6 protein-coding genes and 2 pseudogenes are annotated in these 13,907 nt (G+C 61.5%); 2 read left to right on the top strand and 6 right to left on the bottom strand.

Features of this window, described 5'->3' with window-relative positions; all coding sequences use genetic code 11:
* Positions 1-9 precede the first annotated feature (9 nt).
* From mscK to ACI77D_RS01120, 4 genes and pseudogenes are all read right to left on the bottom strand, one after another.
* Positions 10-3,348, bottom strand: coding sequence for a mechanosensitive channel MscK (gene mscK / locus ACI77D_RS01135; protein WP_064450341.1), 3,339 nt, complete (start codon positions 3,346-3,348; stop codon positions 10-12).
* Positions 3,349-3,404: 56 nt separating this feature from the next.
* A complete protein-coding gene (locus tag ACI77D_RS01130) occupies positions 3,405-5,147 on the bottom strand; it encodes a potassium/proton antiporter (RefSeq protein WP_407015903.1) in 1,743 nt (580 codons plus the stop codon).
* 237 nt (positions 5,148-5,384) lie between these two features.
* Positions 5,385-5,984, bottom strand: a pseudogene (locus ACI77D_RS01125) (methyl-accepting chemotaxis protein); the annotation flags it as partial.
* Between the two features lie 303 nt (positions 5,985-6,287).
* Positions 6,288-6,944 (bottom strand): annotated as a pseudogene (locus tag ACI77D_RS01120) (MCP four helix bundle domain-containing protein); the annotation flags it as partial.
* Between the two features lie 343 nt (positions 6,945-7,287).
* On the opposite strand from ACI77D_RS01120, the gene ACI77D_RS01115 reads away from it, so the two are divergent.
* Together ACI77D_RS01115 and ACI77D_RS01110 are read left to right on the top strand one after the other, a co-directional pair.
* Positions 7,288-7,518, top strand: a complete 231-nt coding sequence (locus tag ACI77D_RS01115) for a hypothetical protein (RefSeq protein WP_038844376.1) — start codon at positions 7,288-7,290, stop codon at positions 7,516-7,518.
* Positions 7,515-7,808 (top strand): cell division protein ZapA, encoded by a 294-nt coding sequence (locus ACI77D_RS01110; protein ID WP_064450344.1) that lies wholly within the window; start codon positions 7,515-7,517, stop codon positions 7,806-7,808. The genes ACI77D_RS01115 and ACI77D_RS01110 overlap by 4 nt, the downstream gene beginning before the upstream one ends.
* Here the strand turns inward: ACI77D_RS01110 and ACI77D_RS01105 are convergent.
* The gene (locus ACI77D_RS01105; RefSeq protein ID WP_407015902.1) at positions 7,805-9,607 is read right to left on the bottom strand and encodes an acyl-CoA dehydrogenase; all 1,803 of its coding nucleotides are present in this window, start codon (positions 9,605-9,607) and stop codon (positions 7,805-7,807) included. The genes ACI77D_RS01110 and ACI77D_RS01105 overlap by 4 nt on opposite strands.
* A 226-nt stretch (positions 9,608-9,833) precedes the next feature.
* The gene (gene putA / locus ACI77D_RS01100; RefSeq protein ID WP_407015901.1) at positions 9,834-13,787 is read right to left on the bottom strand and encodes a trifunctional transcriptional regulator/proline dehydrogenase/L-glutamate gamma-semialdehyde dehydrogenase; all 3,954 of its coding nucleotides are present in this window, start codon (positions 13,785-13,787) and stop codon (positions 9,834-9,836) included.
* Between the last annotated feature and the right edge of the window lie 120 nt (positions 13,788-13,907).

Here is a 13,907-nt window from a genome sequence, read left to right as displayed (position 1 = left end):
ATAGACGCGTTAGTCGAGTTTGCTCGGCGGCGGCTCTTGCGCACCGCCGTCGTTGGCGGGCTTGGCCGGGGTGTCGACTTCTACCAGTTTGTATTCCTGGCCGTGGAGGTTTTTGAGGTAGACCTCCATCTGACGGAACGAGATGTTGATGTGGTGGTTCTTGAACTCACGGTTGATAAAGCGGTTTACCTCGTCGATTACCGGGTTGCGGTCACCCAGGTCGCGCACGTGCATGCGCAGTTCGTGGTCGAGGGTGCTTTCGCCGAAGTTGAGGAAGTACACATGGGGTTCCGGCTCTTTCAGCACGCGGGGGTTTTCCCTGGCGGCCTTGAGCAACAGATCCTTCACCAGATCCAGGTCTGAACCGTAGTCCACGCCCAGTTTCAGTGTGACGCGGGTGATGGTGTCGGTCAGCGACCAGTTGATCAGTTGCCCGGTGATGAAGGTTTTGTTAGGGACAATGATGTCTTTGCGGTCGAAGTCGGTGATGGTGGTGGCACGGATGCGGATCTTGCTGACCGTGCCCGACAGGTTGCCGATGGTGATGGTGTCGCCGATGCGCACCGGGCGTTCGAACAGGATCATGATGCCGGAGATAAAGTTGGCGAAGATCTCCTGCATCCCGAAGCCCAACCCCACCGACAGCGCCGCCACCAGCCATTGCAACTTGTCCCAGCTCACGCCGAGGGTAGACAGCGTGGAGACGAAACCCACGCCGGCAATCACATACGACAGCAAGGTGGTTGTGGCGTAGGCGCTGCCTTGGGCCAGATCCAGCTTGGACAGCACCAGCACCTCGAGTAAACCGGGCAGGTTGCGCGCCAGGGCAAAGGTGATGCTGATGATGATCGACGCCCCGAGCAAGTCGCCGATGCTGATCGGCACCATGCTGATATTGGCGCCGGTGCCGCTGGTGTATTCGTAGAGGGTGACGTTGTCCAGGTAGGAGAACACGGTGATCAGGTCTTTCCACACCCAATACAGCGCGGCGATAAAACCGCCGAGCAGGGCCAGGCGAATCAGGCGCATGGACTGTTCGTTGACTTGCTCGATGTCCAGGGTCGGTTCTTCTATCACCGCTTCGCCGTCACCGGCTTCCTTGGCGGCCTGGCGTTTGGCCAGGGCGCGCGCATAGGCCAGGCGCCGTGCGGCCACTCCCAGGCCGCGCACGAAGGTGGCCTCTATGACGAGCCAGAACATCAGCAGGTACAAGGTGTTGATCAAGCGGTCGCTGAGCTTGAGCGCGGTGTAGTAGTAGCCAAAGCACACCGCGATAAACAGGGCGATGGGCAGGGCGGTAAACATCAAGCCTACGGCTTTACGAAACAGCGAGGCTTTTTCGTGGGTCGGGCTGTTCAACAGCAGGCGGCCCAGCAGCCAGGCCATCAGCGCGTAGCAGGTCAGCACCACGCCGATGCCCAGCACGTCGTCGGCCAGCGCTGCCGGCTGGTGCTCGGCGATCGCCACCACCGCCACCAGGGCCAGCACCACCAGCCCGAGCTTGCGTACCCATCCCTGCAGAAAGTGGACCTGAGGCCGTTCCCAGCGGAAGTGCAGCTCTGCCACGCCGCCCGGGGCGAGGATTCGGTAAGCGGTGTAGAACACCAGCCATGCCTGGGCGATCTGCAACAAGGCAGCGCCCAGGTTGGCGTTTTGTCCACGGGCGTCAATTTGCAATGCGTAGCCGCACAGCGCCAGGCCCAGGGACACCGGCATCGCCAGCAGGATATTGATCAAAATCGCCTGCGGCGTGTGCCACTGGCTGTCGCGTTTGAAGTGGCCGATGTCCAGGTGCACCTTGTTCAGGCGCTGGTACAAGGCTTTGCGCCGCCACAACAGCGCGCCGATCAATAGCAGTAACGGCAGGAACAGCAGTGGGCGCTGGGTCAGGCCGTCATACAGTTCGCTGACGCTGGAAGCCCAGGGCAGGGTGGTGACTTGCTTGCTCAGGTGGTCCGGTACGGTTTCCAGCCACTCGGTGTCCAGCGGCTTGTTGCTGGGGATCCAGAACATTTGCTCGTCGAGGGTCGCACGCAGGTTGGTGGCGGTGCTGAGCAGTTGTTTCTGGTTCAGTTGCAGGGTGATCGATTCGTTGAGCAGCGCGCTCAGCTCACGGCTCAGGCGCTCCAGCAGGTCGCTGCGGGTGATTGCCAGCTCCAGCAGGGTACGTCGCAGTTGCGGCGTTACGTCGTCGGGTGGCTGGTTGGCGAGCAGGTTATCCACATACGTGCTGGGGGTGCTGATCAGCTCGCGCTGCTGGTTGACCTCGAACTGGTACAGGCGAATGTTGGCGATATCGTCTGCCAGGTTGCGATCCACGGTGAGGCGTGGCAGCGCTTGTTTTTGTTTATAGAGAATCTTGGAGAGCAGCAGGCTGCCCTTGAGCACGTTGATCTGTTCGTCCAGCGCCGAGTCGCTTTGGGTCACGGTGTCCAGTTGCTGCTTGGTCTGCAGGTTTTTCTGGGTCAGGTCGTTGAGGCGGTCGGTGCTTTTGAGCAGGTAGTCGGAGAGCTTCAGGTTGGCTGCGCTCTCCGTGGCCAACAGGCTGCTGCCGCCGGCTTTCTGCGCTTCGATGGATTGTTGGGTAACGGTCTGCTGAGATTGGGCCAGGCGTTTCTGGTTGATCAGGGTTTGCAGGTCCTGGATCTCTTGTTCCAGGCGCGCGGTTTTTTCCACCACCAGATCGTGCTGGCTGTTACCCAGGTCTTGCAGTTGGCTGTTGCCGGCCAGTTCCTGGCGGCGCAGCGGGATCAGGGCATTGAGGGCCGCGAGTTCGGCGTTCAACTGGTTGCGCTGGTCGCCGCTGAGCGTCTTGCCGTTGTCTTTGCCGGCCTTGAGGATCGAGTTGATCTGCTGGATGCGCGTCTGGCTGCTGCTGATTTCAGTCTGGGCGCGCTCGGGCCGGGTCTGGGCGGCGATGGTCAGGCTGTTGGCCTCGGCCAGCTCTTTTTGCAGGTCGCCTTGCTGGGTGGTGCGCTGCACCAGCAATTGCTCGAGCTGCGGCACCGGCAGGGTGGCGTAGCGTTGGGCCACCGGGATGATTTTGGTGGCCTTGAGCCGCACCAATTCACGCTGGTTGTCGGTGGTCTGGCGCGGGGCGGCTTCCAGCTGGCGTTTGAGGTCGGCGAGGCGCTGCTCGTAATCCTGCTTGTTGCCCAGGTAGGTCAGGGTCTGTTGCAGGATTGTTTGCAGCGCCTTCATGTCGGCGTCGGGCAGCTTGCGGTCGGGCAGCTTGTCCAGGGTTTGCTGGATGGCGTCGGCGCTGGGCGGGTCGGCGGCGTAAACGCTGCCGACACAAAGGGTCAGGCCCAGCAGGGCAGTGGCTATAAAGGTGCGCAGAGTTGTCATGGATACCGGTCGAGCAAGGTAAAGAAGGTGGTGGCGTGGCGCCATAGCCCCGCAGTTTAGAGGAAGAGTCCAGGGCCTGGACGACTTCCTTCGGGGAATTTGACGCCGACTTTTCCAATCTTGTTCCCGTCCATGACTGCGACGGTCCACAGGGTGTTGTTCCATTCCACTTGGTCGCCCACAACCGGCGCGCCGCCGACTTTCTGAGTGATGAAGCGGCTCAATGGCATATCCGGGTCGATGCCTTCGAGCTTGAGGCCGTACAGGGCGGAGACCGCGCCCAACTGGGCGTCGCCTTCGAGCACAAAATCGCCGAAGAAACGCAGGTCGAGGCCGCGTTGCGGTGCCTGGCTGAACAACTTGCCCAAGGCCGAGAGGTTGTGTTCGTGGCCGATCACACAGAGCAAATCGTCGACTTCCAGCACCGTACTACCCGACGGGTGGAGCAGTTGCTGGCCGCGGAACAGGGCGGCGATGCGTGTGCCCTCGGGCATTTTCAGCTCGCGCAGGGCCGCGCCGATGCACCACTTCTCCGCGCCCAGGCGGTAGACGAACAGCTCCCACTCGCTGGTGACGTGTACTTCGAGGGCCGCGCGGGAAATCGGCGCAGGTTCCGGCGGTACGGTGACTTTCAGCAGCTTGGCCACCCACGGCAGGCTTGTGCCCTGCACCAGCAACGACACCAGCACGATAAAGAACGCCAGGTTGAAATACAGCTGCGCGTGAGGCAGGCCGGCCATCAACGGGAACACCGCCAGGATGATCGGTACCGCGCCGCGCAGGCCGACCCAGGCGATAAAGGCTTTTTCGCGACCGTGGAACGCTTTGAACGGCAGCAGGCCGACCATCACCGACAGCGGCCGCGCAAACAGGATCATCCACAGCGCCAGGCCCAATGCTGGCAGGGCAATCGGCAGCAAGTCATGGGGCGTGACCAGCAGGCCCAGCACCAAAAACATGCCGATCTGTGCCAGCCATGCCATGCCGTCGAGCATGTGCAAAATGCCGTGACGGCTGCGCACCGGGCGGTTGCCGATCACCAGGCCGCACAGGTACACGGCGAGGAAACCGCTACCGTGCAGGGCGTTGGTCAAGGCAAACACCAGCAGGCCACCGGCGATCACCAGAATCGGGTACAGCCCGGTGGCCAGGTTGATGCGGTTGACCATTTGCAGCATCAGCCAGCCGCCGCCCAGGCCGACAATACCGCCGATGCCGAATTCACGGATCAGGTGGCCCAACAGGCTCCAGTGCAGGCCGGTTTGGCCGCTGGCCAGCATGTCGATCAGGGTGACGGTGAGGAACACGGCCATTGGGTCGTTGCTGCCGGATTCGATTTCCAGGCTGGCGCTGACCCTTTCGTTCAGGCCCTTGCCGCCCAGCAGCGAGAACACTGCCGCGGCGTCCGTCGAGCCGACGATGGCGCCGATCAACAAGCCTTGAATGATATTAAGGTTGAACAGCCAGGCCGCAGCCATGCCGGTGAGGCCGGTGGTAATCAACACCCCCACCGTGGCCAGCGATAATGCCGGCCAGAGTGCCACGCGGAAACTCGCCACCCGTGTGCGCAAGCCGCCGTCGAGCAGGATCACTGCCAGCGCAAGGTTGCCCACCAGGTAGGCGGTCGGGTAGTTATCGAAGATGATGCCGCCGCCGTCGACGCCGGCGGCCATGCCTACGGCCAGGATGATCACCAGAATCGGGATGCCCAGGCGTGACGAAAGAGAACTTACCAGAATGCTCGCACCCACCAGCAACGCGCCGATCAAGAACAGGCTGTTGATGGTCGTCGCATTCAAAGGCAGTACTCCAGAACTGGGAAGACGGGCGCGAACTGACCATGCAGTCTGCGTGCCAGCGATTCTAACCTGTTGAATTGCAGTGCTGTCAAAAAGCTTTCGCGGGCCTGCACCCATCCAATGTGGGAGCTGGCTTGCCTGCGATGCGGGCAACCCGGTAAGCCAGGTTCACCGAGGCGATGCTATCGCAGGCAAGCCAGCTCCCACAGGAATCGACTTCGCCAGGCAGGTTATGGGTTACAGCCTGAAGCGTCCCACCATCCCATTCAAATCCACCGCCAAACGCGACAGCTCACTGCTCGCCGCACTCGTCTGGCTGGCGCCGGTCGCTGACTGCACCGACAGATCGCGGATATTCACCAGATTACGGTCCACTTCCCGCGCTACCTGTGCCTGCTCTTCCGCCGCGCTGGCGATGACCAGGTTGCGCTCGTTGATTTCGACGATCGCGGTGTTGATGGTGTCCAGCGACATCCCGGCGCCTTTGGCGATATTCAACGTCGATTCCGCGCGCTCGGTGCTGTTGCGCATCGAATTCACCGCATGCTCGGTGCCGGCTTGAATGCTGCCGATCATCCGCTCGATCTCGCTGGTGGACTGCTGGGTGCGATGGGCCAAGGCCCGCACCTCATCCGCCACCACGGCAAACCCACGGCCGGCTTCACCGGCACGCGCGGCTTCAATCGCAGCGTTCAGCGCCAGCAGGTTGGTCTGGTCAGCCAGGCCGCGAATCACGTCCAGCACCTTGCCGATATCCCGCGATTCATTGGCCAGGTCGCCAATCAAGGTGGCCGTGGCTTGCACGTCGCCGCTCATGCGCTCGATGGCGCTGACAGTTTCCTGCACCAGATCACGGCCATCACCGGCAGAAGTGGTCGCATTGCGCGACGCTTCGGAAGTGCTCACCGCATTGCGTGCGACTTCTTCGACGGCGCTGGTCATCTCGTTGACGGCGGTGGCGGCCTGTTCGATTTCATTGTTTTGCTGGGTCAGGCCGCGCGCACTTTCGTCGGTGACGGCGTTCAGCTCTTCCGCTGCCGACGCAAGCTGGGTGGCGGAACCGGCGATGCGTTGCAGGGTGTCGCGCAGCTTGTCTTGCATCTTGGCCATGGCGGCCAGCAGGCGGCCGGCTTCGTCGTTGCCGTCGACCTTGATCGGGCGCGTCAGGTTGCCTTCGGCCACTTCTTCGGCGGCTTCCAGGGCCTGGGCGATTGGCAGGGTGATGCTGCGGGTGAGCAGCCACGCGAACAACAGGGTCAGCGCCGTGGCAATGATCAACAGTCCCACCACCAGCTCAAAGGCCATGTCGTACTGGTCTTTGGCTTGCTGGTTGGTGGCGTTGGCCATCTTGTTGTTGATGTCGAGCAGGCGCGTCAGCACCGTGTTGACCTGCTCGGAGTTGCTCAGCAACTCGGTGTTGAGCAAGGCACGCAGCTCGTCGATCTGGTTGGCGCGAGACAAGCTCTTCATGCGCTCCTCGATCTGATGGTACTGGCTGAGCAAACGCACGTATTCGTCATAGGCGGCCCGCTCTTCGCCGCTTTCGATGAGTTTTTCGTAGACGCCCTGGGCGCTGCGGATCTGCTGGTTGCGCAGTTCAAACGCCTCAAGGGTCTTTTGCTGCACGTCCGGCTCGCGGTTGGTCAGCAGGCGATACGACAACACCCGCAGGCGCAGAGTCAGCTGGGTGAACTCGTCGAGGGCGCGAATGCTTGGCACGCTGGACAGGGTGATGTCTTCGGTGGCTGCGCGAATCTTGCTCATTTGGTTCAGGGCGAACACACCGAGAAACAACATGAGTGCGCCAATAAACGCGAAGCCAAGAAAGGCCCTCGGCGCGATATTCATATTACGAAGAGACATGCTGGAATCCTGGGGAGAAGCGCGATCCGTGCGGCCGTGAGACGGGGTGTGTATGAACTATCGGCCATGCGACTAAAGTCTTAAGGGGGCGCGCGCTTTTGTCGCATCTGACGAGCAGTTGCGCGGATTCAGGAACCAGATCGGGTAAATGCAGTCACTAAGGCTCGAAAGTGCGGCCCGGCCCTTAAAAAACGGGCTGCGCGCCGGGGATAACCCTGGCATCCGAGGTGAATTTTCTTTATCGTCACCGCCCTTTGAAAATGCCCGAGAAATCAAAATGTTAGAAGCATCCCTCAGCCAATTGGAACAACTGGTCAGCGACCTGGTACAGCAGAATCAGGACCTACTGGGCAGCAACGAATCCCTCAAAGCGGAACTGGCCCGCGCCAAGGATGAAAATGACAGCCTGCAACTGAATCTGATGGAGCAGGAAGAAAAGCACGGCGCCACCGCCGCTCGCATCCAGGCGTTGGTTGAGCGTGTTAGCGCAGGGCCTGTCGGCGCATGAATGAAGGGATAAAGGTCGTTTCGATTCTCGGAGAGGATTACTCGATCAAGGCGCCGGACGGGGGAGATCAAACCCTGATGCACGCCGTGACCATGCTCAAGGCGTCCCTGGCCACCACCAAGAAAAAGTACCCGACCCTGATCGGTGACAAATTATTGGTACTGGCCGCACTGAACCTGTGCGCCGAGCAGATCGAAATGAAAAAGCACCACCAGCAGGAACTCGACCGTTACCAAGAGCAAGTCAGCGCCACGGTCGATGTGATTTCCAAGGCGATCGGAACGCCTTAGAACCACTCATCCTGCATCCCCAGGCACGTGTCATCGCGTGCCTCCAGAATCGCCAGTTCATGATGGCAGCTCGGCACTTCCCAGGTCAGGAAGTACCGAGCGGCCTGGAGCTTGCCTTTATAAAAGGCGACATCGGCCGCATTGCCCTTGCCCAACCCTTCCTCGGCGCGAATCGCCTGCTCCAGCCAGCGCCAGCCAATCACCGTGTGCCCGAATACCTTCAAGTACAACGCCGAATTCGCCAGGCTGCTGTTGACCTTGCCTTGGGCCAGATCGGTCAGCAGGCCAATCGTCACGCTTTGCAGGCGTGCCACCAGGTGTTCCAGGGGTTCTCGCAATGCCGTCAGTGATGAGTGTTCCTGAGCGCGCGCGGCGGTTTCGGCGATCAGGCGGATCAGCTGTTTCAACCCCGCACCGCCGTTTTGCGCGAGTTTGCGCCCGAGCAAATCCAGCGACTGAATGCCGTGGGTACCTTCATGGATCGGGTTCAGGCGGTTGTCGCGGTAGTATTGCTCCACCGGGTATTCGCGGGTGTAGCCATGGCCGCCGAGAATCTGGATCGCCAGTTCATTGGCCTTGAGGCAGAACTCCGACGGCCAGGACTTGACGATGGGCGTCAGCAAATCGAGCAATTCGTGGGCGTGCTTGCGCTCGGCATCGGTGGCCAGCGTGGTGGTGTCGTCGAACAGGCGCGCTGCATACAGGCCGAGGTCGAAGGCACCTTCCACATAGGCTTTCTGGGTCAGCAGCATGCGCTTGATATCAGCGTGCTGAATGATCGAGACCGGCGCGGTGCTCGGGTCTTTGCTGTCGGGCAGGCGCCCTTGCGGACGTTCGCGAGCGTACTCCAGCGAGTAGAGGTAGCCGGCGTAACCCAGCATCACCGCGCCCATGCCTACGCCGATGCGCGCCTCGTTCATCATTTGGAACATACAGCTCAGGCCCTGATGCGGTTTGCCCACCAGATAGCCGACACAGTTGCCGTTATCGCCGAAGTTCAGTGCCGTGGACGTTGTACCGCGCCAGCCCATCTTGTGGAACAGCCCGGCCAGCAGCACGTCGTTGCGTGCGCCCAGACTGCCATCGTCGTTGACCAGGAATTTGGGCACGATAAACAGCGAAATGCCCTTCACCCCGGCCGGTGCATCCGGCAACTTGGCCAGCACCATGTGCACGATATTTTCCGACAGCGGGTGATCGCCGCCGGAGATAAAAATTTTATTGCCCTTTAGCCGATAACTGCCGTCAGCAGCGGGCTCGGCGCGTGTACGAATATCCGACAGCGACGAGCCGGCATGCGGCTCGGTGAGGGCCATGGTGCCGAAGAAACGGCCGTCGATCATCGGTTGCAGGAAGCGCTGTTTCTGCTCCTCGGTGCCGAAGCTTTCGATCAGGTTGGCGGCGCCCATGGTCAGGAACGGGTAGGACGTGGAGGCGGCGTTGGCAGACTGGAAGTGCGCGAAACAGGCCTGGGACAGCAACGTCGGCAGTTGCATGCCACCGGCTTCAAAACTGCGGGCGGCGTTCAGAAAACCAGCTTCGAGGAACGCGTCCACGGCGGGTTTCACTTCCGGGATCAGGATCGCCTTGCCGTCTTCATAACGCGGCTCGTTTTCGTCGTTCTTGCGGTTGTGCGGCGCGAAAAACTTCTCGGCAATGCTGCGCGCGGTGCTGATGGCGGCATCAAAGGTTTCACGGTTGTGTTCGGCAAACCGCTCGCGCTGAGTCAGGCCCTCGGCATCGAGGACTTCGTACAGCTCGAAACCCAGATTGCGGGAACTGAGCAGCGTCTCGGACATGGCGGCTTACCTGTAGGGGAATAGGCCTGAGTCTAAGTGTGCGAATGGAGGCTGGATAGCAAGATTGATTTGCGTGATGGAAGGGCAGAACAGGGGCTGAAGGTGGGATGCGGTCAATGTGGGAGCTGGCTTGCCTGCGATGAGGCAACACCAGCCGACATCTTTGTCACTGACCCGCCGCTATCGCAGGCAAGCCAGCTCCCACATGTTTACCGCGTCTCGTCAGTTAGCCGATGGTCATCAGGCTGGCGTTACCACCCGCTGCAGCGGTGTTAACGCTCAACGCGCGCTCGATCACCAGGCGTTCAAGGCCTATCGTGGTTTCACCCTGCGACAAACCATGCACCCCGACAATCGCCCCGCCACGCTGGGCCACTTGCTGGCAAACAGCGCGCAGTTGGTCGGAATCACCGTGGTGCAAGACGGCATCGAACACCACCTCGTCCTTGGTCCAATCAGCAGCGCGCTTGATCTTCGCCTGAATCTCCCTTGGCAGGCGTGGGAACAAGGCCTTGGTCAGGTCGGTTTCCGGCCATACCGCCGAACCGCCGACGGCCAATACCGCCGCCAGTTGCGTCAGCAGGTCACCTTCCACTTCCGCCAGGCACAACACGTGCTCGCGGGGCAGGATGGCGTAGCTGTTGCGCTCGCCGGTCGGGCCGGCCAGTTGGCGGGTGATACCGCTTTGCGATTGCGCGGCGAACTGGCTGCACAGGGCGCTCAGGTCGCTGAACTGGTTGCTGTCGGCCCAGGTTTTCAGGGCGGTCAGTGGTTGGCTCATGGCATCGCGCAGACGCACGTCCGGTGCGGCCAGCTTGTCGCCACGCACGAAGGATTGCTCGATCGCATCGGTAGGACGCGTCGACAGCAGGCGGTACAGGTACAACGGCCCACCGGCTTTCGGGCCAGTACCCGACAGGCCTTCGCCGCCGAATGGCTGCACGCCGACCACGGCGCCGACAATGTTGCGGTTCACGTAGACGTTACCGGCATGCACGTTGTCGATCACCTTGGCGATGGTCTCGTCGATGCGAGTGTGCACGCCCAGGGTCAGGCCGTAGCCGGACGCGTTGATCTGCGCGATGAGCTGGTCGATCTCTTTGCGCTTGTAACGCACCACGTGCAGCACCGGGCCGAAGATTTCCCGTTGCAGTTCGTCGAAGCTTTCCAGCTCGATCAGGGTCGGCATCACGAAAGTGCCGCGCTTGATCTCTTCGCCGTCGGCAATCGCCACTTGGTACACGGCGCGGCCTTTGTCACGCATGGCCTGGATGTGTTTCTCGATGCCGGCCTTGGCTTCGGCGTCGATCACCGGGCCGATATCCACCGACAGGCGCTCCGGGTTGCCCAGGCGGCATTCAGCCATGGCGCCCTTGAGCATTTCGATGACACGGTCTGCCGAATCTTCCTGCAAGCACAGTACACGCAGGGCCGAGCAACGCTGGCCGGCGCTGTCGAAGGCCGAGGACACGACGTCGATCACCACTTGTTCGGTCAGTGCCGAAGAGTCGACGATCATCGCGTTCTGGCCACCGGTTTCGGCGATCAGCGGAATCGGACGGCCCTGGGTATCCAGGCGACCGGCGACGCTGCGTTGCAGCAGGCGCGCCACTTCGGTGGAGCCGGTGAACATCACGCCTTTGACGCGATCATCACCCACCAGGCGCGCGCCGACGGTTTCGCCCTGGCCCGGCAGCAGTTGCAGCACGCCTTCCGGAATGCCGGCTTCGAGCAAAATACGCACGGCCTGGGCGGCCACCAGTGGTGTTTGCTCGGCAGGCTTGGCCAATACCGGGTTACCGGCCGCCAGTGCTGCAGCGACTTGGCCACTGAAAATCGCCAGCGGGAAGTTCCACGGGCTGATGCAGACCACCGGGCCCAATGGGCGGTGGGCGTCGTTGGTGAAATCGTTACGGGCCTGCACCGCGTAGTAGCGCAGGAAGTCCACGGCTTCACGCACTTCGGCAATGGCGTTGGCAAAGGTCTTACCGGCTTCGCGAGCCAGCAGGCCCATCAGCGGCTGGATCTCGCCTTCCATCAAGTCGGCGGCGCGCTCCAGGATCGCGGCGCGTTCGGCGGGCGGGGTGGCCTGCCAGATCGGACCGGCGTTGATGGCGCACTGGATGGCGTTGTCGACGTCTTCGACGGTGGCTTCCTGTACATGTCCGACCACATCGCGCAAGTCGGATGGGTTCAGCACAGGGGCGGCGGCTTCATTGCTGGACGCGCAACCGAGCATCGGCGCGGCCTTCCAGTCGTTGTGGGCCGTGGCCAGCAAGGCGCAAGACAGCGACGCCAAGCGGTGTTCGTTGGCCAGGTCGATACCGGCCGAGTTGGCGCGGTCGCTGCCATACAGGTCGCGCGGCAATGGAATACGCGGGTGCGGCAGGCCGAAGCCGCCTTCCAGCGTCGCCATTTGCTCGATGTTGGCCACTGGATCGGCCACCAGCTCCTGAATCGAGATGGTGTGGTCGGCAATCCGGTTGACGAACGAGGTGTTGGCGCCGTTTTCCAGCAGGCGCCGCACCAGGTAGGCCAGCAGTGTTTCGTGGGTGCCGACCGGTGCGTACACGCGGCACGGACGGTTCAGCTTGCCATCGGAAACCTTGCCTACAACCTGCTCGTACAGCGGTTCACCCATGCCGTGCAGGCACTGGAACTCGTACTGGCCGGGGTAATAGTTCTGACCGGCGATATGGTAGATGGCCGACAGCGTGTGGGCGTTGTGCGTAGCGAATTGCGGGTAGATGACTTCCGGTACCGACAGCAGTTTGCGTGCACAGGCGATGTAGGAAACGTCGGTGTACACCTTGCGGGTATAGACCGGGTAGCCTTCCAGGCCTTCAACCTGGGCGCGCTTGATTTCGCTGTCCCAGTACGCGCCTTTCACCAGACGGATCATCAGGCGATGGCGGCTGCGGCGCGCCAGGTCGATGACGTAGTCGATCACATACGGGCAACGCTTCTGGTAAGCCTGGATCACGAAACCGATGCCGTTCCAGCCGGTCAGTTGCGGCTCGAAGCACAGGCGTTCCAGCAGGTCCAGCGACAGCTCAAGGCGGTCGGCTTCTTCGGCGTCGATGTTCAGGCCGATGTCATATTGCTTGGCCAGCAAGGTCAGTGACAGCAGGCGCGGGTACAGCTCATCCATCACGCGCTCGTACTGCGCACGGCTGTAACGCGGGTGCAGTGCCGAGAGCTTGATGGAGATGCCCGGGCCTTCATAAATCCCACGGCCGTGTGAGGCTTTGCCGATGGAATGAATGGCTTGCTCGTACGAGGCCAGGTACTTCTGGGCATCGTGTTCGGTCAGCGCGGCTTCACCAAGCATGTCGTAGGAATAGCGGAAACCCTTGGCTTCGAACTTGCTCGCATTGGCCAGGGCTTCGGCGATGGTTTCGCCGGTGACGAACTGCTCGCCCATCAGGCGCATGGCCATGTCGACGCCCTTGCGGATCATCGGCTCGCCGCTCTTGCCGATAATACGGCTCAGGGACGAGGTCAAACCCGCTTCGTTGTGGGTGGCGACCAGTTTGCCGGTCAGCAGCAGGCCCCAGGTGGCGGCGTTGACGAACAGCGACGGGCTGTTGCCCAGGTGCGGCTGCCAGTTGCCGGTGCTGATCTTGTCGCGGATCAGCGCATCGCGGGTGCCTTTGTCCGGGATACGCAGCAGCGCTTCGGCCAGGCACATCAGGGCCACGCCTTCCTGGGACGACAGTGAAAATTCTTGCAGCAGGCCCTGAACAATACCGGCACGGCCGCCGGCACTCTTCTGATTGCGCAGTTTTTCCGCAATCGAGGCGGCCAGCTTGTTGGTGGCTTCGGCCATTGGCTGCGGCAGGCGTGCCTGCTCGATCAGCATCGGCACCACTTCCGGCTCAGGGCGGCGGTAAGCGGCGGTGATCGATGCGCGTAGTACCGATTGCGGCAGGATGCTCTCGGCAAACTCCAGGAAGCACTGGTGGGCGTGGTCGGGCTGGACTTCGCCGGCGTCTTCAGCGTCCTTACTGCCCAAACCATTGAGCTCGGTCAGGGTTGCACCACCCTCAAGTTTCTCCAGGTAATTGAAAATTGCCTGCTTGATCAGCCAGTGCGGCGTGCGATCAATGGAGGTCGCGGCCGCCTTCAGGCGTTCGCGGGTCGGGTCGTCGAGTTTGACCCCAAGGGTGGTCGTTGCCATCTTTTTATCCTCATGGGTGCCACTACCGAGTGGCATCTGCTGGCGGCAAGATTAGCTTTGCCCAACAAGAGGTGCAACCGGGTGCAACCCTTTTGTTCAGGAAATTTTCGACGGTTCACA

Origin of the sequence: Pseudomonas sp. O39, assembly GCF_045447295.1 — a bacterium.
Taxonomy (GTDB): domain Bacteria; phylum Pseudomonadota; class Gammaproteobacteria; order Pseudomonadales; family Pseudomonadaceae; genus Aquipseudomonas; species Aquipseudomonas antarctica_A.
This window is presented reverse-complemented; position numbering and strand designations above follow the sequence as displayed.